The organism is SAR324 cluster bacterium (assembly GCA_029245725.1).
Lineage (GTDB): Bacteria > SAR324 > SAR324 > SAR324 > NAC60-12 > JCVI-SCAAA005.
The window spans coordinates 1-25,660 of record JAQWOT010000194.1 but is presented as its reverse complement, the minus strand read 5'-3'; the positions used below and the strand labels follow the sequence as shown (position 1 = coordinate 25,660).

General features: G+C 45.6%; 28 protein-coding genes. 10 read left to right on the top strand and 18 right to left on the bottom strand.

Going from position 1 to position 25,660, the window contains the following annotated elements:
• Positions 1–504: 504 nt before the first annotated feature.
• Positions 505–1,245, bottom strand: a complete 741-nt coding sequence (locus tag P8O70_10370; protein ID MDG2197276.1) for a type II secretion system F family protein — start codon at positions 1,243–1,245, stop codon at positions 505–507.
• Positions 1,246–1,362: 117 nt separating this feature from the next.
• Between P8O70_10370 and P8O70_10365 the strand changes: the two genes are divergently transcribed.
• A complete protein-coding gene (locus P8O70_10365) occupies positions 1,363–1,707 on the top strand; it encodes a hypothetical protein (protein MDG2197275.1) in 345 nt (114 codons plus the stop codon).
• A gap of 2 nt (positions 1,708–1,709) precedes the next feature.
• On the opposite strand, the gene P8O70_10360 is transcribed toward P8O70_10365, so the two are convergent.
• The 3 genes from P8O70_10360 to P8O70_10350 all read right to left on the bottom strand — a co-directional run bounded on the left by P8O70_10360 (position 1,710) and on the right by P8O70_10350 (position 4,174).
• Positions 1,710–2,969: a tetratricopeptide repeat protein gene (locus P8O70_10360; protein ID MDG2197274.1), complete on the bottom strand. Its 1,260-nt coding sequence runs from the start codon at positions 2,967–2,969 to the stop codon at positions 1,710–1,712.
• Entirely contained in the window at positions 2,969–3,532 is a 564-nt protein-coding gene (locus P8O70_10355; GenBank protein ID MDG2197273.1) for a DUF2062 domain-containing protein, read from the bottom strand. The genes P8O70_10360 and P8O70_10355 overlap by 1 nt, the downstream gene beginning before the upstream one ends.
• 291 nt (positions 3,533–3,823) lie before the next feature.
• Positions 3,824–4,174, bottom strand: a complete 351-nt coding sequence (locus tag P8O70_10350; protein ID MDG2197272.1) for a metalloregulator ArsR/SmtB family transcription factor — start codon at positions 4,172–4,174, stop codon at positions 3,824–3,826.
• A gap of 296 nt (positions 4,175–4,470) precedes the next feature.
• Here P8O70_10350 and P8O70_10345 point away from each other — a divergent pair, with 296 nt between their 5' ends.
• The 3 genes from P8O70_10345 to P8O70_10335 all read left to right on the top strand — a co-directional run bounded on the left by P8O70_10345 (position 4,471) and on the right by P8O70_10335 (position 7,171).
• Positions 4,471–5,826, top strand: coding sequence for a hypothetical protein (locus tag P8O70_10345; protein ID MDG2197271.1), 1,356 nt, complete (start codon positions 4,471–4,473; stop codon positions 5,824–5,826).
• 23 nt (positions 5,827–5,849) lie between these two features.
• Positions 5,850–6,236, top strand: coding sequence for a hypothetical protein (locus tag P8O70_10340; GenBank protein MDG2197270.1), 387 nt, complete (start codon positions 5,850–5,852; stop codon positions 6,234–6,236).
• A 122-nt stretch (positions 6,237–6,358) separates the two neighbouring features.
• Positions 6,359–7,171, top strand: coding sequence for a hypothetical protein (locus P8O70_10335; GenBank protein MDG2197269.1), 813 nt, complete (start codon positions 6,359–6,361; stop codon positions 7,169–7,171).
• Here the strand turns inward: P8O70_10335 and phoU are convergent.
• From phoU to P8O70_10295, 8 genes are all read right to left on the bottom strand, one after another.
• Positions 7,163–7,870: a phosphate signaling complex protein PhoU gene (gene phoU, locus P8O70_10330; GenBank protein ID MDG2197268.1), complete on the bottom strand. Its 708-nt coding sequence runs from the start codon at positions 7,868–7,870 to the stop codon at positions 7,163–7,165. The genes P8O70_10335 and phoU overlap by 9 nt on opposite strands.
• A 9-nt stretch (positions 7,871–7,879) precedes the next feature.
• Positions 7,880–8,665, bottom strand: a complete 786-nt coding sequence (gene pstB / locus P8O70_10325; GenBank protein ID MDG2197267.1) for a phosphate ABC transporter ATP-binding protein PstB — start codon at positions 8,663–8,665, stop codon at positions 7,880–7,882.
• A gap of 27 nt (positions 8,666–8,692) precedes the next feature.
• A complete protein-coding gene (pstA, locus tag P8O70_10320) occupies positions 8,693–9,970 on the bottom strand; it encodes a phosphate ABC transporter permease PstA (GenBank protein ID MDG2197266.1) in 1,278 nt (425 codons plus the stop codon).
• On the bottom strand, positions 9,963–11,333 hold the full coding sequence (gene pstC, locus P8O70_10315) for a phosphate ABC transporter permease subunit PstC (protein MDG2197265.1): 1,371 nt from the start codon (positions 11,331–11,333) through the stop codon (positions 9,963–9,965). Before pstC ends, pstA begins: the two co-directional genes overlap by 8 nt.
• Before the next feature lie 47 nt (positions 11,334–11,380).
• Positions 11,381–12,367, bottom strand: coding sequence for a substrate-binding domain-containing protein (locus P8O70_10310; protein ID MDG2197264.1), 987 nt, complete (start codon positions 12,365–12,367; stop codon positions 11,381–11,383).
• Between the two features lie 183 nt (positions 12,368–12,550).
• A complete protein-coding gene (locus tag P8O70_10305) occupies positions 12,551–13,201 on the bottom strand; it encodes a riboflavin synthase subunit alpha (GenBank protein MDG2197263.1) in 651 nt (216 codons plus the stop codon).
• Positions 13,170–15,260: an adenylate/guanylate cyclase domain-containing protein gene (locus tag P8O70_10300; protein MDG2197262.1), complete on the bottom strand. Its 2,091-nt coding sequence runs from the start codon at positions 15,258–15,260 to the stop codon at positions 13,170–13,172. Before P8O70_10300 ends, P8O70_10305 begins: the two co-directional genes overlap by 32 nt.
• A gap of 73 nt (positions 15,261–15,333) precedes the next feature.
• Positions 15,334–16,260: a hypothetical protein gene (locus P8O70_10295; protein ID MDG2197261.1), complete on the bottom strand. Its 927-nt coding sequence runs from the start codon at positions 16,258–16,260 to the stop codon at positions 15,334–15,336.
• A 126-nt stretch (positions 16,261–16,386) separates the two neighbouring features.
• On the opposite strand from P8O70_10295, the gene P8O70_10290 reads away from it, so the two are divergent.
• The 6 genes from P8O70_10290 to P8O70_10265 all read left to right on the top strand — a co-directional run bounded on the left by P8O70_10290 (position 16,387) and on the right by P8O70_10265 (position 20,190).
• Positions 16,387–16,524, top strand: coding sequence for a hypothetical protein (locus P8O70_10290; protein ID MDG2197260.1), 138 nt, complete (start codon positions 16,387–16,389; stop codon positions 16,522–16,524).
• 3 nt (positions 16,525–16,527) lie between these two features.
• Entirely contained in the window at positions 16,528–16,911 is a 384-nt protein-coding gene (gene crcB / locus P8O70_10285; protein ID MDG2197259.1) for a fluoride efflux transporter CrcB, read from the top strand.
• Positions 16,912–16,938: 27 nt separating this feature from the next.
• Positions 16,939–18,213: a phosphopyruvate hydratase gene (gene eno, locus P8O70_10280; protein ID MDG2197258.1), complete on the top strand. Its 1,275-nt coding sequence runs from the start codon at positions 16,939–16,941 to the stop codon at positions 18,211–18,213.
• Between the two features lie 38 nt (positions 18,214–18,251).
• Positions 18,252–18,755 (top strand): polymer-forming cytoskeletal protein, encoded by a 504-nt coding sequence (locus P8O70_10275; protein ID MDG2197257.1) that lies wholly within the window; start codon positions 18,252–18,254, stop codon positions 18,753–18,755.
• A 188-nt stretch (positions 18,756–18,943) separates the two neighbouring features.
• A complete protein-coding gene (locus P8O70_10270; protein ID MDG2197256.1) occupies positions 18,944–19,456 on the top strand; it encodes a hypothetical protein in 513 nt (170 codons plus the stop codon).
• A 68-nt stretch (positions 19,457–19,524) separates the two neighbouring features.
• Positions 19,525–20,190, top strand: a complete 666-nt coding sequence (locus P8O70_10265; protein MDG2197255.1) for a ComEC/Rec2 family competence protein — start codon at positions 19,525–19,527, stop codon at positions 20,188–20,190.
• Here the strand turns inward: P8O70_10265 and P8O70_10260 are convergent.
• From P8O70_10260 to P8O70_10235, 6 genes are all read right to left on the bottom strand, one after another.
• Entirely contained in the window at positions 20,181–21,164 is a 984-nt protein-coding gene (locus P8O70_10260; protein ID MDG2197254.1) for a phosphoglycerate dehydrogenase, read from the bottom strand. The genes P8O70_10265 and P8O70_10260 overlap by 10 nt on opposite strands.
• A gap of 5 nt (positions 21,165–21,169) precedes the next feature.
• Positions 21,170–22,018, bottom strand: a complete 849-nt coding sequence (locus tag P8O70_10255; protein MDG2197253.1) for a fumarylacetoacetate hydrolase family protein — start codon at positions 22,016–22,018, stop codon at positions 21,170–21,172.
• Positions 22,019–22,028: 10 nt separating this feature from the next.
• Positions 22,029–22,772 carry an SDR family oxidoreductase gene (locus tag P8O70_10250; GenBank protein MDG2197252.1) on the bottom strand — a complete coding sequence of 248 codons (744 nt, stop codon included), beginning with the start codon at positions 22,770–22,772 and terminating at the stop codon, positions 22,029–22,031.
• Between the two features lie 48 nt (positions 22,773–22,820).
• The gene (locus P8O70_10245) at positions 22,821–24,329 is read right to left on the bottom strand and encodes an altronate dehydratase family protein (protein ID MDG2197251.1); all 1,509 of its coding nucleotides are present in this window, start codon (positions 24,327–24,329) and stop codon (positions 22,821–22,823) included.
• Positions 24,330–24,347: 18 nt separating this feature from the next.
• Positions 24,348–25,271, bottom strand: coding sequence for a shikimate dehydrogenase (locus tag P8O70_10240; protein MDG2197250.1), 924 nt, complete (start codon positions 25,269–25,271; stop codon positions 24,348–24,350).
• Position 25,272: 1 nt separating this feature from the next.
• Positions 25,273–25,660, bottom strand: a 388-nt coding sequence (locus P8O70_10235; protein ID MDG2197249.1) for an aldehyde dehydrogenase family protein, incomplete at its 5' end; no start/stop codon positions are given.

Below are 25,660 nucleotides of genomic sequence, written 5' to 3'. Positions count from 1 at the left end.
AAGATTAAAACAACTATATAGAAAGACGTTAGGAAAAGTACTCCAAAAAAGCAAGCATGGCCTCTCTAATACAGTCATTCTTATCCGGAAGAGAGGCATGTAAAAGGCCAGTAGGAGAGCTCGGACCATCAGCGCAACGAGCACCATGAAGAAAGGCTGCAGAAAATCCTGCAAACGCTGACGATCTCGTTGGATCTGCTGAAGTTGGTGATTGGTGATTCTCTGAAAAGCATAAGCGATTTGTTCACTAGATTCCCCCAGATCCAGTAAACGTAGTTGTTCGGGGGCTAAGAAACTTGCTTCTTGATAAGCTTAATAAAGCTTTCTGCCTTGCAGAAGTGACTGCCGGATTCTGAGCTGTCTTGTCAGCAGGCTTTTGGGAAGAAGAGGTGAAGCCAACTCAAGTGCTTCCAATAACGGTAGTTCGACCTTCGTCATCAGTGCCAAAGCTTGTGAATATAGCTGAATTTGTACGGTTTGCTGAAGCCTTCCCAGCCATGGGAGTCAGTTCAGAATTTGACTGATCGAAATTTTGCGATGAACTGAAATAGTCATAAGAGCAACGGTGAGCAGGCTCGCAAGCCAGGGAAGAGGTTGGAACCACAAGCTGTCACTGAGTTGAAGAAGAGAAGCAGAGAGCCAGAAAAGTTCATCTCCTTGGGCAAGATAAAGTCTACGGAACAAGTGAACCAACAAGATGGTTGATGCCAGAAAAACAGCCAAAGCAAATCCAGCTATGGTCAATGGGTACCGAAGCAATTGCCAGCGCTCCTGTCTTTCTTGCTCCTGCAAGACATACAGTTGTTGAAGAGCCCTCACAATTGTTGGCAGTTGATTCGAACTTTCAGCAACTGCTAGCATTCGAGTGAAAAAATCTGGAAAGCCTTGTCCGATCTGAAAAGAGTCTTGTAGTAAATTTACGGATTCGAGATGCCTAAGTGCATTATGCAGCCGAAATTTGTTGGTTGGATCATTTTGAGATCGAATTAGAAATCGTAAGCAATCTTTAAGGGGAAGTCCAGAGTCTGCTAGTTGCTTCCATTGACCTGTCATCTCAGCCAGCCAAGCTACACTAAGCGGCTTCTGCAGTCGGGCTGGCTCCACTGGATTGATTTGCAGCTGGAAAAATCCCTGATGATGTAGTTGTTGGTGTATTTGCTCAAGGCCACCAGCCTCAATCAGAATTCCCTCACAAGGCTGTCCTTCGCTATTGATCCCTTGCCAGAAAACGTGCAATCTCTGCATGATTTAAAGGTTTAGAACTTGGTAGGGCTTGTCATGGGAGCAAGTTGCTGTTACCCATCAAAGCGTGAGTAAATCATTGAGAAGTAGAGATGTTGAAACTATTCCCCAAGGTATCAGATGTGTCCAGGTTCAGATAATCCAGAAATTTCGGTTTCTTCTTCAGATAACTACCGCTCTCCTTTTCATCCAGAAGCAGTAACTTCAGTTTCTGCCGCCACTCCCCCAACCCCAACTGACCTGCAAATTTCTTCTCCAAATGAAGAAAATGCAAAGGCTGTAACAGTTCGGGCCTACGGATTGTTAGGATATACACGCAGCATTGATCTGCATTTTGAAATCAATGCCCTACACCCAGAGCGGATTTTCTATTTTGAGGGGAAACGCTACAAGATAGCGTCAGTTGTCGAGATGGGAGAGGGGCAAATAGCAATCAATGCCGTTTCGATTGAATACCGAACTTGAATCTACTCATTTGACATTTCATTCAACCGATGCCGAGCCTGTGCTTGCCAATAAGGAATGGAGCTTTCCTGTAGGTAGCGTTCATAGGCCTCTTGGGCAGGGGGATAATTTCCCTGCATCTGAAAGAGATAGCCCAGTAGAAATTGTCCGAACGGATACTGCCCAGGAAATTCTCTGATGAGTTCCTGCAGATCTCGAATCCCACCTTCATACTCTGTACGATCCGGTCTGTAATCCTGAATGCTTGCGTAAGAATCGAGAGAATCCTGCAGTTCTCCCAAGCGTAGATAGGTGATCCCAAGGTTCATTCGAACGTAATTGAGACTTGGCGCCAATTGCAGTGCCTGTTCTCCGTATTCTACAGCTTTTTCATATTCAGCTAACAAATAATAGCCCCAGCCGAGATTACCAAATAAGTAGGGATTGCTGCTGTAGGGAGCTGCTTGTTCATATGCTTCCACTGACTTACTTACAAGTGGAAGGTCGTAGCGTGCCAAACCATCGGGCTGAAGCTCATACCCTTGATAATAGTAGGTAGTCCCTAGTTCCTGATAAATCTGACCACGTCTAGCCGCAGATTCTTCTGTCTCTAATCCTTGCTCCAGAATAGCAATTGCGTCTTCGAACGCTCGGGAGTTAAACAAGCCTTTGGCAACTACGATGTGGTAATTCAGACCACTCAATCCTTCTCCGTAGAGTTCATTCTCATAGTCTTGAAGCCACTTGGCCAACTCATCCTTAGCAGACTTTTCCTCTGTGTCTTCTCCAAGCAATTTGGCGATGGTGTCTTGAAGCATTGGGACTAATTGATCTCCTTGCACATAAAGATCTGAGCTACGCCGAGACGGTCGACCCGTATCCCAGAATGAGTCCCAGGCACTTCGATTCTGTTGCTGTTTACTCATCGCCTGCATAAATTGAAACAGGTCAAATGGTCTGGGGAAGGTAGTGAATAAAAGCGTGTAGAAAATTGTGAGAACCCCAATCGTAGCTAGTATAGGAGGCCACCACCGACGAAGGAGGGTAACTAGAGATAATTCATTTGGAGGAATTTGTGGAGGAGTACCGACTTCACGCCAAATTGCAGAAGCTTGTAGAGGGCGCCCGGCTGAGTGAAGTAAGTTACCTAGGTGATAGAGCCATTTACGTTCGTCGGTCTCACTCAGTTCTTTTGCTTGGACCAACGCACGCGCTTTCTCATCGTTACCCGACTCCACAAGTCTTGCTAATTCAAAACCTAGTTGTGAGGAAGATTCTGACATTATGGTGCAATCTCATGTGCGGCACACCACTCTTCATAGCTCATTTGTGCTTGGTGGGCTTTGTGTTGTCGGTGTCGCAGCAACCCGTAGTAGGTCAAAAAATAGCTGCCAATTGCAATTGGGAAAGCATAGAACAAACTCCCTAGCATCATTGGTTCCCCCAATTCAATCAGTAAGTACTCTGCTCCTGAAACGATCGAACCCCATACACTCTCCATGCCGAGGATTTCGGTCAGATGATTCTCAAAAGTCGCATAGGTTAATAGCTCTTTGCCCTGTACCCAGCAGCCAGTTGTGAGAAAGCCATAGTACATTGGTACCATTGTCAATGGATTACTGACCCAAACCATTGCAACACTGACAGGTAGATTAAACCTGAAATTTAAAAGATAACGGCAGAAACCCCAAACCAAAGCAGCCAGGTACATTTGCACTCCGACCGTGGGTGTGAAACCCAGGAACATTCCGATTCCCACCCCCCAACTGACTTGACTGACTGAGGCCATGCTATGCAGAACAGGATGGATCAGCCTTTTCTTGATCAAACCGATAAGATATTTCATCCCCAGTAGACCTGTCTGCACTTAATTTTTAATGATTTTATTGATGAGTCCATCTGGGGAGAAACTTTAATTTTTTAAAACACTTGTTTTTAGAGATACTAGTAAGTTGCATTTACCAAACTCGATCATTCATGGGGCGATTCACCCAATCATTAGTTTCAGGAGAGCACAGTTAACAGAGGTGGGAAAGAGACAATCGTTGGAAAGATCATTTCTACGATCAAGTTACAAAAATTGTGAAAAGTTTATGGATTGATCTCAAGCAATAGGTAGAGGCGTGTTTGATTCTTTTCAGGTTTGGCAATAGATGTCTTTGATCAACTCGAATAGTTCCAAGATGCGATCATTGGCAATTCTATAGAAGGAGAAGTTAGCTTCACGCCTTGATGTTACAATATCTCTGGAACGAAGAAGTGAGAGGTGTTGTGATAATGTGGTTTGTTTCAAGCCGGTGTAGTATTCCAGATCCTGAACTGTTTGCTCACCTGTGCGCAGTGCACACAGGATCTTCAGGCGAGCTGGGTGAGCCAAGACTTTCAAACTTCGAGTGGCCTGATCAATATTTCGCTCTTGTGAGCCAAAGAGCTGGTTGAGTTCTTCCCGCAAAACTTCTGCGCGAGATGAGTAGGTAGTCGTTTCCAATGTCTCTCCTCAATGGTTGTCCGATGGGGTGCCCCAAATAAAGAGACACTTTGAGAAAATTTTTCTTAACTTTGAAATGATTTTATAGCATGCCTGCAGCGGGATAGAAAGTAAATTATTTGAGAATAGCAATATTCCAATTTTCCTTAAATTTTTCTGCGGCACGTATTCTGCAGCATAATGAATATGCACTTTTAACATCGGATCTTAGATGACTTAAAATACTGAATTTAATAGAAATCTGAAGGTACTTCATCTTAAATTTTAAATAAAAATAATATTTTTAAGTTTTAGGTATGGCGCAAGAAAACTCTCCAATTCCGTCCTTGCTCAAAGGTGTGGAGAATCCACAGGAGGGCGCTCGACCAAAATTAGAAGATACGGAATCCCCCTCTTCAGAAGTGGCCAACGAGGTAGATGCCTTTTATGAAGATTTGTCGGATGTGGACGAAATTTCTGGAGATCAAATAAATGCAGATTTTGAAACATCCAATCCTCCACAAAAGGTTGTCGACACTGGAGAGCAGGGGATTTCAAATCGATCGATCGATTTGGGGCAATTTAAGGGAAATCTTTTACTTTACAAAAAGCAACTTGTCGCAACCGCAGTTGCTTCCAATATGTTGGGGGTGGTGATGGGTTTTGGCGGTAGCCAATTCTGGACGACTGGCCCGGAGATAACTTCGTTGCAAGTATTATCAAACTTGCCACCGACAGTTGTCGTTCCGCTGCTAGACCAGGAGGATGAGGCACCTGCTCTGGGGGGCACAGGTGAACCGAACCGAACTGGGAGTCGTGAAGAAAAGCTGGTGCCACTTGTTCCGTTGCCGGATCTACATGAGTCTTCAATTCGTCAAGCTTTGGCAGACCCCTCTGCAGAGCAGAACGGAAAGTCAGGACCGATTGTTGAGGAGCCGGTCTTGGTAGAAGCGCGAATGGAAAATTTGGCTGCGGATGAGAAACCAGCACCACCTCCAGTTACTGTCGCACCTCCACCCGCTATCAGAAATGAAAAGCTCAATAAAATTGAGACTGCAGCTGGTAACAAAATTTCCAAACAAATTGGCAACTCAGATCCTGCGCTAACAGAGCCAAAAATTAAGGTTGCAATCTCAAATAATAGAGCTACCAACCCAGGCTCTCATAATCAGAATGAACCAACCTATTTAGTCCAACTTGCCAGTTGTATCACCGAGAATTGTGTGCTCGACTTTCAAAAAATAATGAAGCGTTTGAATCCACAACTTCCGGTTCGAATTGTTCCATATACTTCGAGAAGAACTATCATTGAATTAGTCTCCAGACAGGCTTTTACCCTAGAAAATGGGAAACGACTGGTTCAGCAGTTGAATAAGGGTGATCAGATCAATTCAAAAGCATACTTAGAAAGCGTTGGAAGCAAATTTCAGTTGGTATTGGGTCAAATCCCCAAGGGACAAAAACCAGAGGAATTAGTGAAAAAAATGAACAATATGTTCATAGGAGAAGTCTCGTTTATCAAAAAATCAACAGAGCAAATTACAAAATATTTTCGGGTTCAAGTACCTGCCTTTGATGATCGTAAGAAGGCAGTGGCCTTACAGAGGGAATTACAAAAAGCTGACAAGCAGATGGCGAGCGCTTTTCTAGTTCCCAATCCAAATAAACCGTGAATGACAGACTCGGAAGGAGAACCATGTCCCGAATGAGCAACTTGCTGGGGGGAATGATGCACTGGCTCAAGTTTGAGGCACAACTCTCAGCAGATGAGGTTGATGAACCTGAATTGAATGAGAAGCGGACCCTTCTCTACTTAAAACCAGAGGCCTTGAGACACGTGGTTGTCATCAATGATCTGGAAAAATATCAAAGTTCTCCGGAATTTGTAGAAGGTGGTCGTCTTATTGAAGTAAGCAAACAATATAATTACACACTACGTCAAGTTGCAGATTTGGTTGAAGAGCCGATGCAAGCAGACAGAAGACCTCACTTAAAGACATTGTCTGGATCGATTAAAGGTCGTCCGGATCTACGACTTGCCCAACCTGGAGAGAACGGGTTTGCACTCGCTGAATCTTCTTAAAGAATCCCGTTGGGGGAGAGAAGCCTTCCCCTATCCTCCCCGCTTGTAGTGCTACCCAAGACCCACTAGACTAATCCTATCTAAACTCTACTGATCAAACACAACTTTGAAATCAGGATCGCATGCAATTGCGAATTCTTTTGCTGACCGTACTTTTTTGGCCAATGCTCTCCCAAGCTCAGATTGTGAGCCACTGGAAGCATCAACTTTGGACCAAATGGCTTCCAGCACTAGAAATGGGTACGGCTGAGGAACGTTGGCAAGCAAGGTTGGCTTTTTTGACTTGGCCTGAGGCGTCATTGCCTGTTTTACGTCAAGGAATGATGACCTCAGAGAGCCCAGATAATTGGCGATTTGCTCAAGTTCTCGCCCAGATCGGTGATGAGAGTGACATTCAAAGAATGCTGGATGCTTGGCAAAGCTTGAGTGGTACCAGACAAGATGTTTGGGTGGGAAGCTTAGAGAGGTTATACATGCGCTTTCGTGAGGAAAGCCCGCAGAAACTATTATTAACACGTTTCCAGTTTGAATCTGAGGAAGCTATCGAACCTCGAAGTGGAAGAACTGATGGAGAGATCATCTATAAGCTCTCAAACTCAACAGCTTTCCCTCGGTTGGTTCAGGTCCGGATAAATATCTGGAGAGGAATGGCAGATCCAGACTGGCCAGAACAATTGCACTGGCTTGAGGCAGGTAATTCCGTAGAAGTTTCTTTACCTGTCACGCTGCTTTTCGAGCCGAGAGTGCCCACAGTGAGATTGGATCTGGATGTGATGGAAATTGGTGTGAGGGAGACCTTACTGCATGAACGCTACGAGATTCCAGTTTCGGGAAGACCAGCCCCACCCAAATCAAGGCAGCGACCATTGAATCTTCCCAAAACAGATGACAACGAAGCTCTTAAAAGGCAATCAGAGGAAGCTGAATCAGGATGACAAGTTCTTAGGTGTGTCTACTAATGAGGAGTGCCGAATGACCTCCGCATCAACTGTATAAACCACATCCTCACAGATCTTCTTGGCGTGATCTGCTATCGACTCCATATAGTCAGAGATAGTTAACTCTGTGATCAGAGCACGAACGTTTGCATTTCCTTTCTCCAATTCGGAGATTACCTTCTCTTTAATAAGCCGAAACTGCTCATCGACCTCGTCGTCACTGTTGCAGACTTCACGGGCTGTCTGTGGGTCCAAGGCAATCATGGCCTCCAGTCCTTTGCGAACCATCCATTTAACTTTCGCTGTCAAAGCTGCGAAGTCAATAATCCTTTCTCTGTTTTCGCCATTATTGCTAATGACCAATTGAGCGATATCTCTAGCAAGGTCACCGATTCTCTCAAGATCATTCGTAATCTTGATGGTCGAAATCAAGAAGCGCATATCGACAGCAACAGGCTGGTAAAGCGCGATGATCTTGAGACACTCCTCCTCCAGAGTGATTTCGCGTTGGTCTACTTCTTTGTCAAGCTTGACCACTTTTTCAGCTAACTCCAGATCATTTTCAGCAAGTGCTCGGAGTGCATTCTCAAATTGTTCCTCTACAAGAGTCCCAAGCAGGTTGGCTTGTTGTTTGAGCAGGGCAATCTGACGGTGCAAATGCAGAGTGACCGTTGTGAAATTAATAGTAGCTGCCATATAAATCCCTTATCCAAAACGTCCAGTAATGTAATCTTGAGTCTGCTTATTTTCGGGGCGGACAAAAATATCGTCGGTGTCGCCCACTTCTACCAGATCCCCCATATGGAAAAAGGCTGTTCTTTGAGAAACCCGAGCCGCTTGTTGCATGGAGTGGGTAACAATCACGATTGTATAGTTCTGACGTAGTTCGTGGATCAGTTCCTCAATTTTTGCGGTGGCAATAGGATCAAGGGCAGAGCAGGGCTCATCCATTAAGATTACTTCTGGGTTTACTGCAATCGCTCTGGCAATACACAATCGCTGTTGTTGCCCACCAGAGAGTCCTGGTCCGGGTGAGTTCAAACGATCTTTCACTTCCTCGAAGAGACCAGCTTTTTTTAGACTGTTCTCGACAATCTCGTCCATCTCCTGGCGATTCTGGGCTAGACCATGAATTTGAGGTCCGTAAGCGATGTTATCATAAATGGATTTCGGGAAGGGATTGGGCTTCTGGAATACCATGCCAACTTTCTCACGGAGCTGCACTACATCGAGACCTTTGTCATAGATGTCTTCGTTATCCAAAGTGATTGTTCCAGTGATCCGGCAACCTTCAATAACATCATTCATCCTGTTGATACATCGCAGAAAAGTGGATTTTCCACAACCAGAGGGACCAATGAGAGCGGTTACACTATTCTCATAGATTTCCAGATTCACACCATGTAAAGCCTCTGTCTGATCATAGAAGACTCTGACATCAGCTGAATTTATCTTCGTGACAAGAGATCCGTTGTTTTGTTTCTGGCTCATAACCGAAGTTCGTAAATTTATTTGGGTTTACCAGCGACGCTCAAATTTTTTGCGAAAAATTACAGCAAGCAAATTCATCAATACCAGAAAAACTAAAATCACCATAATTGCAGCTGCAGTCAGCTCAACGAAGCCTCTCTCAGAACTTTCCGCCCAAAGATATACCTGAACAGGAAGTGCTGCGGCACTTTCCAGCGGGCTAGTTGGAATATCGACCACAAAGGCAAACATTCCAATCATCAGTAGCGGGGCGGTTTCACCTAAAGCCTGAGCTAACCCAATGATCGTACCTGTCAAAGTACCCGGTAGCGCAAGTGGTAGGACATGATGAAGAACTACCTGCATCGGGGATGCTCCCATGGCAAGAGCCCCTTGACGGATAGATGGCGGGACTGCTTTTAGGGTGGCACGGCAGGCAATGATGATTGTGGGCAAGGTCATCAAGGAGAGAACAATTCCACCAGCAAGTGGAGTACTTCTTGGGACCCCAAAAAAATTAAGGATCACTGCCAGGCCAAGGAGGCCAAAGATGATCGAAGGTACTGCTGCTAGGTTATTGATATTGACTTCAATAATTTCAGTGATGCGGTTTTTTGGAGCGAATTCTTCCAAATAAATGGCAGCAGCGATTCCCATTGGAAAGCTGATCACAAAGCAGACAAGCAACGCCCAGAAAGAACCCGCTAGTGCTCCCGCCAAACCTGCCAATTCTGGATTTCTGGAATCACCTCGAGTGAAAAAGTTGATATTGAAGGTTGACCCAACTCGGCTTTCTGCTGTCCATTGATCCAATAGCCTTAGTTGAAGATTACTAACGACACGTCTCTCTTCCTCAATATTCCGGGGTGCTGCTCCTTTGACAATTGTGTCCACTGGGGAAGAAGCAAGAAACCATAACTTTTGTGTTGTACCAAGAAGAGAGGGATCCGAGAGAACTAAGTCCCTTAAGTCTGTTTCTGCACTCTCACTGAACATCTGTATAAGATCTCTGCGCTCTGAGCGACTTTTGATGTCTGGATTATTCTCAACAACATTCTTTCTGAAGAGTCCTAGATAATTTGCGCGAGCTAGTTCTTCATTAGAACTTTGGGGGGTGACTTTCAGGAAGTTAGCATCAAGCTTAACCTCTGACTGAATTTGTGTTCTCCAAAATGCTGAATACCCAGCTGTGAAGATTGTGTAGAGTAGAAAAAAAACTGCAGACAATGCTGCTGCAATCGCTAATTTCCCATAAAGCTTAAATCTGGCCTCGGCTGCATAGCGTTGTTTGAGACGAGCAGTCTTGGCCATATTTCGATCAGTCATATTTCTCTCGATACTTCTTCACAATCGCCAAGGCAACAACATTTAAAATCAGTGTCACAATAAACAGCACCAACCCAAGTGCAAAAGCCGAGAGCGTTTTTGGGTCATCAAATTCCTGGTCACCAATCAAGGCGACCACTATCTGAACCGTGACAGTCGTTACATTCTCCAAGGGATTCAATGTGAGATTAGCATTCAATCCTGCAGCCATGGCAACAATCATTGTCTCACCAATTGCTCTTGAGATCGCTAGCATAAAAGCACTAACGATTCCTGGCAAAGCAGCAGGAATGATCACTTGTCGGATTGTTTCTGACTTAGTAGCCCCCATCGCATAAGAGCCATCTCTCAAAGTTTGTGGGACAGCGTTGATAACATCGTCAGAAAGTGAGGAGATGAATGGAATGATCATCACACCCATCACCAAGCCTGCCGCAAGGGCGCTACGTGCTTCTACGTCTAGCCCAATGGCAATGCCGCCGTCCCTCACCAGAGGAGCCAGAGTGAGGGCTGCAAAAAATCCATAAACAACGGTCGGGATTCCTGCTAAAATTTCCAAAATTGGTTTGGTCACTCCGCACATTTTTGGAGAAGCGTATTCTGAGAAATAAATTGCGGACATCAAACCGATGGGACCTGCAACCAACATGGCGACGAAGGAGATTAGTAGGGTGCCACTAAAAACAGGGATTGCACCCCAGGCACCTTCTCCAGCGACTTGGTCTGCTCGAATAGCTATTTGAGGATACCATTTGAGCCCGAACAAGAATTCAGTAATTGGCACCATCTCAAAAAAACGGAAAGTCTCAAAAATTAGCGAAAGGACGATTCCAATTGTTGTCAAGATGGCGATGGTTGAACTAATGAAGAGAAAACTATTGAACAGTAATTCTACACCATGACGGGCCTTAAATCCGGGCGCTACTTTGGTTCGAGTGAAGGCCATAATCAGCATTGCGAACAAAAGTGTGACGACGACCATGCTCCATTGGCTTGATTGCTGGAGCGAACGCATCAACTCGGCAGTTTCTAGAATAAGAGGGTCTTGGGTTCCCAAAGCGACCCCTGCCGCAAGATTTCGAACTTCTTCCGTCATGATCACATAATCTGTTGGAGTCAAGCCCCCAGATTGTGATTCCAAGTGATTTCTGACTAAGTTACCTAATAGGATTGGTTCTAGTGCGGTCCAAAGCAGAATGAGCAAAATTGTTGGAATGCCACACCAAAGTGCGATGAAGTATCCGTGATATTGCGGAAGGGAATGAAGTTTTGTTTGTGAGCGGAGATTTGTAGCTTGTTTTCGGCCTAGGTAAAAACCTGAGAGACTGATCAGCAGAATTGCTGCGAGGAGGTAGGGGAACATAGTAGTTTTGATACCGGCAATCCCTGGATTGCCGGTAGATGAATCAATTACATGCTGATTGGAGTCAAATTGCGGATATCATTACGAACTTTTTCCTGTGTGCTTGTTTCTAAAGGAACAAGCCCACGGTCTAGTAAGTATCCGTAGTCACCAATTGCAGTGTCACTCACAAATTCCTCCATGAATTCTTGCATTCCAGGAATTACACCGATATGAGCTTTCTTAGCATAGAAGAAAAGTGGTCGTGCAACCGGGTAATCGTAGCTCTGGATACTGTCTAGAGAAATTTCTACACCATTGATTGTTGAGCCTTGAATCTTGTCTCTGTTTTGATCGAGGAAACTGAATCCAAAAATTCCAAAAGCTTCTGGGTCAGCATCTAATCGATTGACAATTAACGTATCGTTCTCCCCTGCTTCTTCTACAGCGCCATCTTCACGGAAGGCATTACAATTTTCCCCTAGTTCTTTCTTCATTCCAGCGGCACTACATCCTTTACCCATGATGAGGCTGTTCCAAGCATCACGGGTTCCGGATGTAGGAGGGGGTGCCAAAATCTTAATCGGTTGATTTGGCAATGATACATCAATCTCATTCCAGTTTTTGGGCTTTGGACCGTGCTCAGCCATTGCTTTCCAAAGTTGCGCTTGCGTAAAGTCAACTTTCTGAGATTTAGAACTGTTAGCGAAGGCGATTCCATCATTACCCACAATGATTTCAATAATCTCACTCACACCGTTCTTCGCACACAATTCTTTTTCACTGCCTTTGATTGCACGAGAAGCATTGGTGAAATCTGGGTGGCTTGGGCCTAAGCCAGCACAGAAAAGCTTCATTCCGCCACCAGTACCTGTAGATTCAATCAATGGAGTTTTCATGGAACCACGTTGGCCGTGTTTCTCTGCGACCACGGTTGCGAAAGGATAAACGGTTGAGGAACCGACGATTTGGATCTGATCTCTAGCGTGGGCCAGGTCTGTCATCATCAAGGCTGCTAACCCAGTGGCTAAAGCTGCGATGGTCTTGCGGAACATTATTCTCCTAGGCTTATAAGGTTTCAGACCTTTCCCAATACGGAGTAAGATCTATTTTTCGGCAAACTGGCATTATGCTTTACAAGCAATGCGAACAAGCCTAGAGAATAATTATTAGAATTTGATTAAGAAGAGATAATAATTTGATGTGATAGGGAAAAAAGATTTGTGACGTTTAGAAGATTAAGTAACTTTTTCTAGAAATTTCGGCAGAATGCGTTCGATCGATTCAACGATGACTTTGGTTTGATGATCGAACTCTAAATTGAGGTGGGTAGTTTGGGTTGTGTTACCAAGTGTCGTTCTGGAGAGGGTTTCTGGGATCAAACAAACTGAAAATCGATCTGACTCTACATCAACCACTGTTAGGCTTACGCCATCAACTGCGATCCAACCTTTGGAAACTAAATAGCGGTTCCAATGTGGGGCAAGTTCAATCCAGATCTTTCGATTCCCAGGGCTTTGTTCAATCTGAAGAATCTGGCCCCTACAGTCGACGTGGCCATTGACCTGATGCCCGCCTAGTTCATCCCCCATTTTGAGAGATCGCTCAATATTTGTGTGAGAACCAACTTGCAGTATCTCCAGATTTGATCGGTCTAAGGTTTCCTGAATTACATCGAATTCTGCCCATGCACCTTGGAAATTCACAACTGTAAGACACACACCAGACACTGCTACACTCGCCCCCAGTTCTAAGCCAGTCCCCAATTCGTTCATCAAAACGCGCAGCTTTAGCCCACCACTGAACTGCTTTGAGAATAGAATCTCTCCTTTGCCCTGAATAATTCCTGTAAACAATTCAGCCTTTTTCGGTATGTGTGTAAACACCATCCCAATCACCAGGGGGAGGCTCACTGATGAAGCGTTCACAACGCTCGATGTATGTCAGGCATGGCCCATCATTTTCGAGGAAGGTCAGGGCTTTGCGGAAGTGCTCGATAGCGATTGGATAATCATGATCTTTATAACATGAAAGACCCTTTTGATAATGCTCAAGAACATCGGTCATAGAGCCACTGAGCTCATTCTTAAAGTCCAGGACCTCAAAAACTGGAACAGGTTCTTTCTTACCCACCACCCGAACAATGTCTAGTTCTCTTGCATCTACATAATTTTCGACTCCTTCAAAGTTATCTGTACCGTAATAGGTATTGCCCGAGATCATCGTGAAGGTTTTATAGAACTTGTTTGCTCCCTCCAGGCGTGCTGCCAGGTTAACCGTATCACCCATGATAGTGTAGTCCATCCTTTGCTGTGATCCCATATTGCCGACCACGATTGGACCACTGTTGATCCCCATCCGTGCAAAGAGTTGGGGGCTACCTTTTTCTCGCCAGTCCTTGCGCATTTCAATCAGGCGCTTTTGCATGTCGATTGTTGCAAAACAGGCGAGTTTAGCATGATCCGGTTGATCCAAGGGAGCCCCCCAAAAAGCAATGATTGCATCCCCTTCAAACTTGTCTATCGTGCCAGCCCTACCAGAGATGAGATTACACATCTCGGTAAGATATTCATTCAGTAGCGCAACAAGTTCTTCAGGTGTCAGACTCTCTGAAATTGTCGAGAACTTCTGAACATCTGAGAAGTAAGCTGTCATTTCACGACGGTCACCACCCAAACTAAGTTTTGAAGGATCCTTGACGATTACATCAATTACGCTGGGAGATAGGTACTGAGAGAAAGCGTTCTTGATGAAGGCTTTTTGCTGTCTCTCTGCCATGAACAAGAAGAAGTTTGTCGCAATCATGCTGAGAATCATTGCAGGGATGATGTAACTCATTGAGAGTACATAGCCATGATAGACATAAGCATAAATGGAGATTCCCAGGTATCCAATGATTGCCGCAAGAAAGAGTGGGTTGTGAAGCTTTTCAAGTCTTGCAATGAACAAGAACAACAACATCATGCAGATGAGAATAACTGCCTCTATTTCATTACTTGCTGGGCGAATAGGAGCACCATTCATCATCGTCCAGATCGTATCGGCTAGGATTTCAATCCCATAAATTTCTCCAACTGGGGTTGAAAAAATATCGTGAGAAACTTCAGTTGTGTCTCCAACAAGCACGAGTTTATCTTTAACCCAATATTCCAACTCATAGATCTCATCTTCATCCAGATCTTCCAGACCGTAAATCTCACCCTCATAAAGATTTAGAACCATTGCTGCGGTGATACCGGCGTATTCATGGAGAAAAGTAACACCTGGTTTGTGAAGTGGGTAATCGAGCCAAAGATCACCATTGTGGTCCAGTGGGATTTCCCTATCTCCAATGTAGAGAATGTTGTTTTCCAGTCGTGGTTCAACATTCCAATACATGGCAAGTGCTTGAACTGCCCACGGCCAGATCTTGAATTCATTGACAGCTTGATCGTAGAAACGAAGTCGGGAGAGTCGATTACCTATCAAAGTGTGATTGGTATAACCAGCGACGGTGGCTTCCTGCAAAACAGGAGTTGCTGCTGTTACTCCACGGATTTCTTCATCTACAAGGTTCAATTGACCAACTACCATCGTGTTTGGTTTCTCTCCAAGTGCTTCTGCCAATATGGGGTCTTCCCCGTAGCCATTTGGAAAATCCATCAGCATATCAAGTGCAACGACCTTGGCTCCCAATTCCTGTAGATTGGTGACAATTTCAGCGATGTGTTTCCGTTGTAGAGGCCAGCTTCCATATTCGGTGAAGAACTCTTCGTCGGTATCGACAATCACCATATCTTTTTCAGGAAAGGCATAAGCTTCAGGATTTGCGGTATGCCTTAGGATATGACGATAACCCTGCAGTTGATTTTCTGATCCTGAAAATATCTCATATTGCTCGGCAGGAATCATGGCCAAGAAAAGAAGGATTGTGATCCAAAAATCTGGTCGGAGAAGTGCCTTTTTCATTGCATTGTTCTGCGTTTTCGTGGGAGAGGAGGGCATCTAGAGAAGATGCCCGGAGTTGGTGAGTAGTTGTTGCCTAGAGGTTTGCCTGGTACGTCTTGGTTACTTCTTCCTGCAAAGCCTGGAGTTTCAAACGAGCATAAACCTCGATCATAAAGGGCCTTAGATCGTTGATGTCATCATCATCACTATTCTGGCTGAAGAAAAATTCGTAGGTTTGCATGGCTGGGACGAGAAGTCCGTGCTCCTTCAGGACACCTGCCATCATAAATCCATCAGAATCGTATTTCTTAACAGTTGTCACATCCTCTTGGAATTTTTTCAACTTCTTGCCGCTCAGCCAGGAAAGTCTCCTCGTTTTACTTTCACTTAGAACCTTGCCATCTTTGAGGACATCCACGCTGTATTTCATTGATCTCTCTGAAAATGGCTCAATAGCCCGAAGCACAACTTTCTCCGAAGTCGCTGCAACATCGTATGAATTGTCACCAACATTTAAGCGATACGAATATTCAGCACCTTTGCTCTCCCACGCAACAGTGGGGTAGTCAGCAGAGAGAGATATGTTGCCCAAGTCCACGATCAGTTCCTGTCCTGGTTTGTTTGCAGAGCGGCGAACTGTCGTATACTTTTGAGTAGTTGCAAATTGCTTGTCCAATCCGGCTAATAACCCACTGGCTGCTTCTGTGGATCCTAGTTCACCACTGACTATTTCCATACCTGAATCTGTAATTTTGATTTCAGAGTTAGCCATTAGGTTTGTGGTTTCTTGCGTAGCTTGGTTTGCGAATTTGGCCTTGCTTCCATTGTTCAGTCTAACCATTGAACCGGGGAACATGAGCTTGTTTCGACGCACGGGCTTCCAGCGCTTCCCATTTTTGCTGTATTCAACCTTTCCATCAACGTCATAGATCATGCCCACAGGGACTCTATCTGCCAGCGCTAAGGGTACGACCAAGAAGAAGACCAAGGCGAGTAGGAGTAAAGAACGCATGATTTTCATAGTCATCTCCTGAAGGATTTTAGAGGATTCATTAGAAATCTTGATTTGAAAGATTTCTTTTGAGTGTAAAGATTCAGAGCGACTCACTAACTGGACAAAATCAATAGCTAGTATAGGATTCCAGAAGTGACAACACAAATCCCTGTCGAATTGCTGCAACAGCCTGGTTTGAAAGCATTGAAAAGAATTATGAAATTGGGCTTTTTAAAATCATTTCAACAAAGAAAGCTGGATTTGCAGCACAAATCTAATGCTGAAGGTTGATGGTTGACTTTGTTACAAAATTTTCCTTGGCTCTGGTTGTTACTTGGCGGTAGTCTAGGGAGTCTAAGTAGGTGGTGGATCAGTCGGCAGTTGCAAATTTGGTTGGGAGATCAATTTCCTTACGGAACAATTTTTGTGAATGCTGTGGGCTCTGCCGCTTTTGGGGTTTTCGTAGTTCTACTGGAAAAGCACTCCGGGGCAAGACTACTCATTCTGAGTGGTTTCATGGGTGCCTTTACTACGTTCTCGACCTTTAGTTATGAGACTGTCCTCCTGATGCAAGCTGGTGCTTGGCGTACAGCATTACTGAATGTTTGCCTGAATTTGTTTGTAAGCTTGAGCTTGTGTGGTTTGGGTATTTGGGGAACCCAAACGCTCCGCTCCTAAAACTTTCTAATCATCGGAGAATTGTCTGTGCTTCGTAATCGAATCCTATCTGTCTCAGCAATGGAAATCTTGGATTCCCGAGGGAACCCAACCCTGAGAGCTACTGTTCTTCTGGAAGATGGGACCCAAGCTGACGCTTCTGTTCCTTCCGGAGCCTCGACTGGTGAAAATGAAGCTCTGGAACTGCGAGATGGTGATAAGAAACGCTATGGGGGAAAAGGGGTTCTTACGGCGGTTAGCCATGTGAACACTCGAATTGCTCCTGAATTATGTGGCTTACAACCAGATAATCAAGCAGAGATTGATCGAGTTATGTTGGAGTTGGATGGAACACCAACAAAGAAAAAACTAGGCGCCAATGCCATTCTTGGGGTTTCGATTGCTGTTGCGAAGGCCGCTGCCATCTCACACCAAATGCCACTCTACCAATATCTTGGAGGAGTTGGGTCATTTCGACTACCAGTACCCATGATGAATATCCTCAATGGTGGCGAGCATGCTGACAACAGCGTGGATTTGCAAGAATTCATGGTAATGCCCAACGGGTGTTCAACTTTTCGTGAAGCTCTGCGAGCTGGAGCCGAAGTATTTCATGCCTTGAAAAAGATACTTTTGAAGAAAAACTATGCAACTGGAGTGGGTGACGAGGGAGGGTTTGCTCCAAATCTAGGTAGCAACGAAGAAGCTTGTGATCTGATCATTGAGGCGATTCAAGCGGCTGGTTACTTGCCAGGTAAGGATATTTCTCTTGCGCTAGATGCTGCTGCAAGCTCATTCTGTGACAAGCAAAATGGACAATACGACTTCCGTTGGTCTGGAACTGGCAGGCGGTCCAGTGAAGAAATGTTGCAATTCTATCGAGAAATGTGCGAAAAGTACCCGGTTATCTCGATTGAGGATCCTCTGGACGAAAATGATTGGTCAGGCTTCACAGCGATGACTGAACAACTTGGGGAGATGGTACAGATCGTCGGTGATGACCTCTTCGTGACCAACACACGATTTGTTCAGCAGGGAATTGAGAGCAATGCTGCTAATGCGGTTTTGATCAAGCTCAACCAGATTGGCACAGTCACCGAGACTGTTGAAACTGTACAACTCTGTCAAAAAGCGGGCTGGAACTACATCATCTCTCATCGCAGCGGTGAAACCGAAGATACTTTCATGGCAGATTTCGCAGTAGCCATGGGAGGGGGACAAATTAAGACTGGCTCCACGTCACGTAGTGAGCGAATCGCAAAATATAATCGCCTGCTCGAAATAGAGGCAAGTCTAGGTGCTTCGGCACAATTTGGACGCTAGGAGTCCGAAGAACATTACCTGTTCAAACTGGAGGATTGATGTTTTGGAAACGTAAGTCAGCGAAAGTAACCCAGGCGGAGACGGTTTATCTGCCCAAGGGGAGCCAGGGAAGCGGTCATTGGAACTGCACAACCCCTGTTCGAATTGGTGGTTACTTTGAAGGAAGACTGGATTGCTCCGGGTTGCTCCTCATCGAAGCCAGTGGAGAACTCTTTGCGGATGCGTGGGTTCGCCAAGCTGTCATACATGGACGTGTAGATGGTGACTTGTACTGCCAGGAACAATTAGTCTTGCATCCAACAGCAGAAGTTACCGGCAATATTACTGTGCCTCCTGGTGGATTCGTGATGTTGGACGGAGCAAAAATTGGTGGTGGTGTTCGCTCCTGGACAAAGCACCAAGCTGAGAAGAGCGAGGAAATTCTACAGCAATTGACTCGTAAAACGAGGGGAGTTCCCTCCAGAACAGAATTGGATGATGACGACGGTTTTGCGTCTGATCCAGAACAACTTGTCGAGCAGAGTCTTCACTACCTAGTATGAACCAAGTCACCTCCTGGCTTGGAACCCCGTGGTTCTAGCTGGGAGCAGGTCTTGGTTGCGCCCTCACACTCAATCTTCGCCAAAAACGCTGGGGACTTAGTCTTCTCACTGCAATACTCCTCTTGCATCCGTGCTGGATCAGCATGGGCAAGATTTTTTTCCTCCCCGATTAGTTAGGACAGCCTGATTTGAGCGAACCTTTTTGGATTCGTGGCACCACTCATAGCTTTACTTCAGACTCCAACTCTTCACGCGTCAAGCTTCGCAAAGCAACTATTCTCAATCGTCAGCATGAGTATGATTTCCTCGAATTAGCTGTCTCCCTGCCAAATGTGAGGGGCGGATCCCCATACTGTTATGTAGGGCGACAAGTTCAATTGGGAGGATTTCTGCGAGAATTCAATTGGGATAGAATTCATTGGAATTTACATTTTTCTGAAGCACTACTTGGCGATGCCAGTCCCCCTAAAATTGGTTGGCAAAGAACTTTGTCTTCATTGCGCCTTCGGTGGGAAACCAGCGCTGCTTACTACCTTAGTGATGAAACGCTGGCGATGTTTCTCCCTCTGACTTTAGCAGAAAGGTCTGTCAGGCATCTTTCCTTGGAACTTTTCAGAAAAACAGGAATGGCCAATGTACTGGCAATTAGTGCACTACATATTGGCTTACTCAACTTTGGGCTTTTGGCATCAGTAGACTAATGGGCACAATGAAGCCTAATTTTTGGGAAAATCAAAGTTTTGTAGCTATCAGTCGATAGTTCCCGTTGATGTTGCTTTGGAGTTATGTATTCCTACTCGAATTTCCAATCCCAGCCCTACGGGCGGTATCCATGATTACTCTGTGGTTGCTATTTCGTGAATTGGGCAACCGCTTGCCAACTCTCTTTACCCTTTGGGTGACAGCTTTATGGTTTTTGGTGGTGGATTGGAGTGTGGTGCTGACAGTTTCATTTCAACTCTCCTTTGTGGTAGTAGCTTTCTTGGTTGGAGTGAGTCATTCAAGAATTTTTGAAGTACATGGCTGGTCGAAGTGGCTAGTCGATAGCCTTGTCATCACGACTTTTGCTTCATTGGGGACATTACCAATCTTGTTGAATACTTTTGGGAGGGTTTCGCTGGAGGTTTTCTGGTTGAACCTGATTCTTGTTCCCATGATGGCAATTTGGATTCTGCCAGTCTGCCTAGTAGGACTGGCCTGGAGTAGCTTTTGGCTCTGGTCACCACCAGAGATGCTTGGGGAAAGATTCATTTTTGGTGTGATCGAGTTCAGCCTAGAAGCTTGGCTGAATCTACTTCGTTGGCTGCAATGGGAAGAGTGGCGTTTTGAGGTCAAAGGAGAATGGGAACCCCAGTTCTATTTGGTCTATTATGCAACTCTGTTAGGACTACTGGGGTTGGGGAAGAAGTTTAGTAGTAGGAGGCTTTATAATTGATATTCGTACTCTCGATCAGAGACTTTTCGTTGAAGAGGCTCCCCGCGTAAGTGTCGAAGTGCTTCTTCTGCTGATTCCAGTTCCATCCGAAATCGACAATCGTATGAGCAAGAACCAATATGAGGCGTAATGATTAGATTCTCCAATTCCGTCAGCGGTCCTTTGTAGGGCTCCAACTCAAAAACATCAATAGCAGCACTTGCTAAAATGCCGTTTTGTAAGGCGGTAGCTAAAGCTCCTTCCTCAACGATTCCACCCCTTGCAGTATTAACCAGAGTCGAACCCGAAGGCATCAGCTTCAGTTCTTCTAGCCCAATCCGATGACGAGTTTTATTGTAAAGCGGTACATGGATCGATAGAAGATTAGACTTGGTCAGCATCTCTTCAAATTCAACCTGCCGAATCTGTAACCCATGATTACGCAAAGCTTGGATTTCCTCTGATTTGTCTAAACTGTCATGTACTAGAACTTTTTTGGGCTGAAAGGATGTTAAAATATGAGCTACCCGACTGCCAATCCTGCCAAAGCCAAAAAGTCCAATCACTGAATGCTCAAGCCTCCGACCACTTGGCCGACTCCATTGACCATCTCTGAGCCTGCGATCCAAATTCCCAACATGCCGACTCGCAGATAGCATTAGCCCAATCGTCAGTTCTACAACGGCCATTGTTACAGCGTCAGGGGTGAAGCTCACACGAATCCCCCTACGCTTACATTCATTCAGTGGGACGCCATCCAGACCAATACCCACTCTAGAAATCATTTCAAGATTTGGGTTTTGCTCCAAAAAAGGCATCAAATTTTCTGTACCAGCGAGAAGGACTCTTGTCTTACCAGCACGTTCAATCAATTCATCTACAGTGAGCTTGCGGCTTAATTCATTGTAACTCACGTTGAAATTCGAATCATCGAGCAACTTTCGAGGTTGCGGATCATCTGTTCCAAAAGGATAGGTAGAAACAAAGACATCCATAGTTACTATTCATCCGCTACTGTGATTTGTCGTTGCTCGCCCAACCCATCGACTCCGAGCCGAACTTCTTGTCCAGGTTGTAAGTAGACTGGATTTGGCTTTACGCCCATTCCAACACCTGGTGGTGTCCCTGTAGAAATCACATCACCAGGATGTAAAGTGAAAAATTGACTGAGATACGCAACCAGGTGTGCCACTCCATAGACCATTGTGCTTGTTGTACCGTCCTGATAACGATGACCATCCACTTCTAGCCAAAGTCTAAGATTTTGAGGGTCAGAAATCTCATCTGTCGTTACTAGCCACGGACCGATTGGCCCAAAAGTATCGCAACTCTTCCCCTTGACCCATTGACCAGACCTCTCCAACTGATATGCACGTTCGGAGACGTCATGAATCACACAATACCCTGCAACGTGATCCAGTGCTTCTTCTTCTGTCAGGTATTTACCCTGTTTCCCAATGACGAAACCCAACTCCACCTCCCAATCGGTCTTGGTAGAACCACGTGGAATGATGAGGTTGTCGTTCGGGCCGCAGACCGCACTGGTGGCCTTGAAGAAAATCACGGGTTCTGGTGGAACTTGCATTCCTGATTCGGCTGCATGATCAGAGTAGTTCAGGCCAATGCAAATGAATTTGCCAATTTGACTTACACAGGGGCCAATACGCGGATTACCATTGACCTCGGGCAATCCATTAACATCAAGCTCACGAAGGCGCTGTATCGAATCAGGCAGTAGGTATTCTCCAGTTAAGTCTGGAATAACCTGAGATAAGTCTCGGAGCTTGCCAAAATTATCAAAAAGCCCTGGTCGTTCTTGGTTGGGTTCACCGTAACGGATTAGTTTCACGTTAACTCCTTCAAATGGTCATGCCACCGTCAATCGCAAAGACGGCACCAGTAGTGTAAGAGGATTCATCTGAGGCAAGGTAAACTGCCAAATTCGCTATCTCTTCGGGTGTGCCGATGCGCCCCATGGGTTGGCGAGCAACAAAAGCAGACCTGACTTGTTCCAAATCACCCCCTTGAGCCACCATTCTTTCGTTGAGTGATGGAGTTTCAACAGTGCCTGGACAAATGGCGTTACAGCGTATGCCCTGACTCACGAAATCTGCTGCGATGGCTTTGGTAAGTCCGATGACAGCTGCCTTAGAGGTTCCATAAACAAAGCGGTTTGGGACACCTTTGACACTGGAAGCTACTGAAGCCATATTGATGATGACCCCACCACCATTAGAAACCATCCTTGGGATAGTAGTCTTGGCAAGTCGATACATGGAGCGAACATTGATTTCAAAAGCCATGTCCCAATCATCCTCGGTACACTCTAGGATGGTGCCACTGTGTACAAAACCAGCACAGTTGAAAAGAACATCAATTTTGCCAATTTCTTCAATCAGTTTTGCGATTGCGCCAGGATCACAGACATCCAGTTTGCGTAATTTCAATTGTTGCTCGGAGTGGCTCAGGGCTTCGAGGGTCTTCAGGTTGATGTCAGTAGCCCAGACCGTGGCTCCTTCTTCAAGAAATCTCAATAAGGACGCATGGCCAATACCTTGGGCAGCAGCGGTCAGGAGAATATTTTTGTTTTGGAGTCGTTTCATGAAAATCTGTGTTTTCGTGTCGAATAATTAAAATGAGTGTGGTTGATCCTACATCACCGCACCAATTTGCCAGGGTAAAAACTCGTTGTCTCCAAATCCAAGAGATTCACTCTTGGTTGGACTGCCCGAAGCCACTTCCAAAAGCCTGTTGAAGATCTTCTCACCTAACTCCTGAACACTGGATTGTCCGTCTACGATCAACCCACAATTGATGTCCATGTCTTCTTCCATTCTTTGGAACATCGGAGTATTGGTCGCTAGTTTTAAACTTGGTGCTGGTTTACAACCATAGACTGAACCTCGGCCTGTAGTGAAGCAGACAAGATTACAACCAGAAGCGACCTGTCCAGTCACGGATACAGGGTCATAACCAGGGGAATCCATGAAAGCAAAGCCACGAGTATTTTGGCGTTCAGCATATTCATAGACTGCGACCATGTCGGAAGTGCCGCCCTTGGCCACAGCCCCGAGTGATTTCTCAAGAATGGTTGTCAGCCCTCCTGCTTTGTTTCCAGGTGAAGGATTGTTGTTCATCTCCCCACCGTTCCGAGCAGTGTATTCTTCCCACCAAAGGATTCGCTCTAGAAGTTTTTTTCCAACTTCTGGTCCAACTGCACGGCTTGTCAGTAAGTGTTCTGCGCCGTAGACTTCAGGGGTCTCGCTCAAAACAGCACTACCACCATGGCGTACCAACAAATCTGCAGCAGCTCCCAGTGAGGGGTTTGCTGTAATCCCTGAATATCCATCGGAGCCGCCACACTGCAGGCTTAGACTGAGGTGTTCAGCCTTAGCCGTTTTCCGCTCAGATCGATTAGCTTCCTGCAATAGCTCCTTGACCATCCCAATCCCACGCTCAATCGTTTTTCGAGTTCCTCCACTCTCTTGAATGGTACCAGTCTTTAAGCGATTTGAGTGCGAGAGACCTTGATTTTCCAAAAGTGCTGGAACTTGATTGACTTCACATCCCAACCCCAGGATCAAGGCACCACCAATATTTGGATGAACTGCATAACCAGAGATGACCCTGCGTAGCATCGCCAGACCTTGGCCATCAATATTCTGCCCACAACCTGTTCCGTGGGTAAAGGCGACAACTCCATCGACATTAGGAAATTCAGAGTGGACCATCTCATCAGAAAAGGCTGTAGCAATTGCTTTGGCAACAGTGGCCGAGCAATTAACAGAAGTTAGAATCCCAACGTAGTTCCTTGTACCCACTCGACCATCTTCTCGGTGAAAACCTTCAAAAGTGGCCTGGTTTTCCACAAAGTTGGTTCCCCGAGCTCGGCTACCAAAATTGTGTTCACGCTCGAAGGTGTGGACCATAACGTTGTGGTTATGTACGTGCTGTCCGGGACCAATCGGTTCATTGGCAAAACCAATCACTTGGCCATATTTGACAATAGCTGCGTCTTTTTCAATCTGTTGAATGGCAACCTTATGCCCAGAAGGAATTTCATCCAAAATCCGTAGCCCTTCCGCCTCGGAGCCAGCAGACATTTTTTGTAAGGCAATGCGTACGTTGTCCCGTTCATTCAACTGTAGTAAGGCCGCCATAAGGTGACTCCAGAAAAATTAGTGAATTGGTCGAAGAGGCATGGCTGCTTCACGCAACTTTGCAAAGAGTGGTTCGGTCAACTCAAAATGATAAACTTCAGCAATGATATATGCCCAACCCGCTAGAAAATACTCCCAACCGTCGTGGATATGCAATCTCTGCTTGCGTTGTTGTCGCAGAGCCTGATGCAAGAACTCCAAGGATCCACGGTAATTGAATTCCCAAATATGGCACTCGCTGGGAAAATTCGCTTTGGCACTAAGGGGAGATCCAGGGCGATCTTTGCCTAAGCCAGAGGCATTTACTATAAGGCTCTGTGGGGGAAGTTTGGCTAGAATATGATCAGCTTCTTCAGAGCTTTTCATTTCATGAAGACTCCAGAGTTCCTGAGAAAATTCTTTCAGATGATCTCGAACTTGGGAGCCTCTGCTGGCTTCGACTTCAGTTAAGTGAATTTGGGCTGGTTTCTCATTGGAATCAAGTAAAACCCAGGCAAGTGCGAGACCAGCACCTCCAGCACCAAGGATCAGGACTTCTGCTTCGGGAAACTGCTGCCAATGGTCTGGTGAAAAGATTTGATTGATTCCCCAGCGAGCCGTCAGCGGATCTTTAGCATGTGCTACTAGTTCTCCTCCAGAATTCCTGGAAATACAGCTCACTTCATGCAGTCGCTGAGCATGTGAATCTGATTCCGAAAAAAGATCTTTCGCACCTTCCCAAACCACTACTTTATGTGTGGTGACCAGTGCCCCTGCCAAGGATGGATCCTCCCGTAGTTGTTCCACCTGCAATCTCATGTCAGCAAAGCTTACCCTAGGAGGATGATCAAATCCTCTTAGTTTGGCCTCCCCTAAACCCAAAACATCAACCCACAGTGGAAAAAGTTTTTGGATGAGAGAGTGCTGTGTGGATACACCTATGAAGCCAAGATTACCAGCCATACTACTCACCAAATGGAATCCAAATGTTTTTGCTCTGAGAAGCTTGTCGTAGCCACTCTCTCCCCTGGGCTGCTGGAGAATACCAGTCAACGACCTGTCCCTCATTACTCCAAACCCGTTTGAGATTGCTCGTACTTAGGCGTTTAGCCTGACAAACCTCCTCTTCAGTACCAAAGACCCAAATTCCATTCAGATCTTCGTGAGCTGCAAGCGTCTGAATCATTTCAGCCGGATTGCCGCTGATTAGATTGACTGCTCCCGCTGGTATATCGGAAGTCTCCATGATTTGAATCAAATCATTGGCAATGAGCGGATAGGAGGGAGAAGGGATGACGATCGAGCGATTGCCAGCAGCTAAGGATGGCAAAAGTATGGATAGGAAGGAGAGA

Coding starts and splice junctions, on each gene's coding strand:
- P8O70_10340 (MDG2197270.1), top strand. CDS start 5,850: ATGTCCCGAATGAGCAACTTGCTGGGGGGAATGATGCACTGGCTCAAG.
- P8O70_10345 (MDG2197271.1), top strand. CDS start 4,471: ATGGCGCAAGAAAACTCTCCAATTCCGTCCTTGCTCAAAGGTGTGGAG.
- pstA (MDG2197266.1), bottom strand. CDS start 9,970: ATGACTGATCGAAATATGGCCAAGACTGCTCGTCTCAAACAACGCTAT.
- P8O70_10260 (MDG2197254.1), bottom strand. CDS start 21,164: ATGGATGTCTTTGTTTCTACCTATCCTTTTGGAACAGATGATCCGCAA.
- P8O70_10300 (MDG2197262.1), bottom strand. CDS start 15,260: ATGAAAAAGGCACTTCTCCGACCAGATTTTTGGATCACAATCCTTCTT.
- P8O70_10305 (MDG2197263.1), bottom strand. CDS start 13,201: ATGGTGTTTACACACATACCGAAAAAGGCTGAATTGTTTACAGGAATT.
- P8O70_10295 (MDG2197261.1), bottom strand. CDS start 16,260: ATGAAAATCATGCGTTCTTTACTCCTACTCGCCTTGGTCTTCTTCTTG.
- P8O70_10250 (MDG2197252.1), bottom strand. CDS start 22,772: ATGAAACGACTCCAAAACAAAAATATTCTCCTGACCGCTGCTGCCCAA.
- pstB (MDG2197267.1), bottom strand. CDS start 8,665: ATGAGCCAGAAACAAAACAACGGATCTCTTGTCACGAAGATAAATTCA.
- P8O70_10365 (MDG2197275.1), top strand. CDS start 1,363: ATGTGTCCAGGTTCAGATAATCCAGAAATTTCGGTTTCTTCTTCAGAT.
- P8O70_10355 (MDG2197273.1), bottom strand. CDS start 3,532: ATGAAATATCTTATCGGTTTGATCAAGAAAAGGCTGATCCATCCTGTT.
- P8O70_10275 (MDG2197257.1), top strand. CDS start 18,252: ATGTTTTGGAAACGTAAGTCAGCGAAAGTAACCCAGGCGGAGACGGTT.
- P8O70_10310 (MDG2197264.1), bottom strand. CDS start 12,367: ATGTTCCGCAAGACCATCGCAGCTTTAGCCACTGGGTTAGCAGCCTTG.
- P8O70_10240 (MDG2197250.1), bottom strand. CDS start 25,271: ATGGCTGGTAATCTTGGCTTCATAGGTGTATCCACACAGCACTCTCTC.
- P8O70_10265 (MDG2197255.1), top strand. CDS start 19,525: ATGTTGCTTTGGAGTTATGTATTCCTACTCGAATTTCCAATCCCAGCC.
- phoU (MDG2197268.1), bottom strand. CDS start 7,870: ATGGCAGCTACTATTAATTTCACAACGGTCACTCTGCATTTGCACCGT.
- P8O70_10360 (MDG2197274.1), bottom strand. CDS start 2,969: ATGTCAGAATCTTCCTCACAACTAGGTTTTGAATTAGCAAGACTTGTG.
- pstC (MDG2197265.1), bottom strand. CDS start 11,333: ATGTTCCCCTACCTCCTCGCAGCAATTCTGCTGATCAGTCTCTCAGGT.
- P8O70_10370 (MDG2197276.1), bottom strand. CDS start 1,245: ATGCAGAGATTGCACGTTTTCTGGCAAGGGATCAATAGCGAAGGACAG.
- P8O70_10245 (MDG2197251.1), bottom strand. CDS start 24,329: ATGGCGGCCTTACTACAGTTGAATGAACGGGACAACGTACGCATTGCC.
- P8O70_10335 (MDG2197269.1), top strand. CDS start 6,359: ATGCAATTGCGAATTCTTTTGCTGACCGTACTTTTTTGGCCAATGCTC.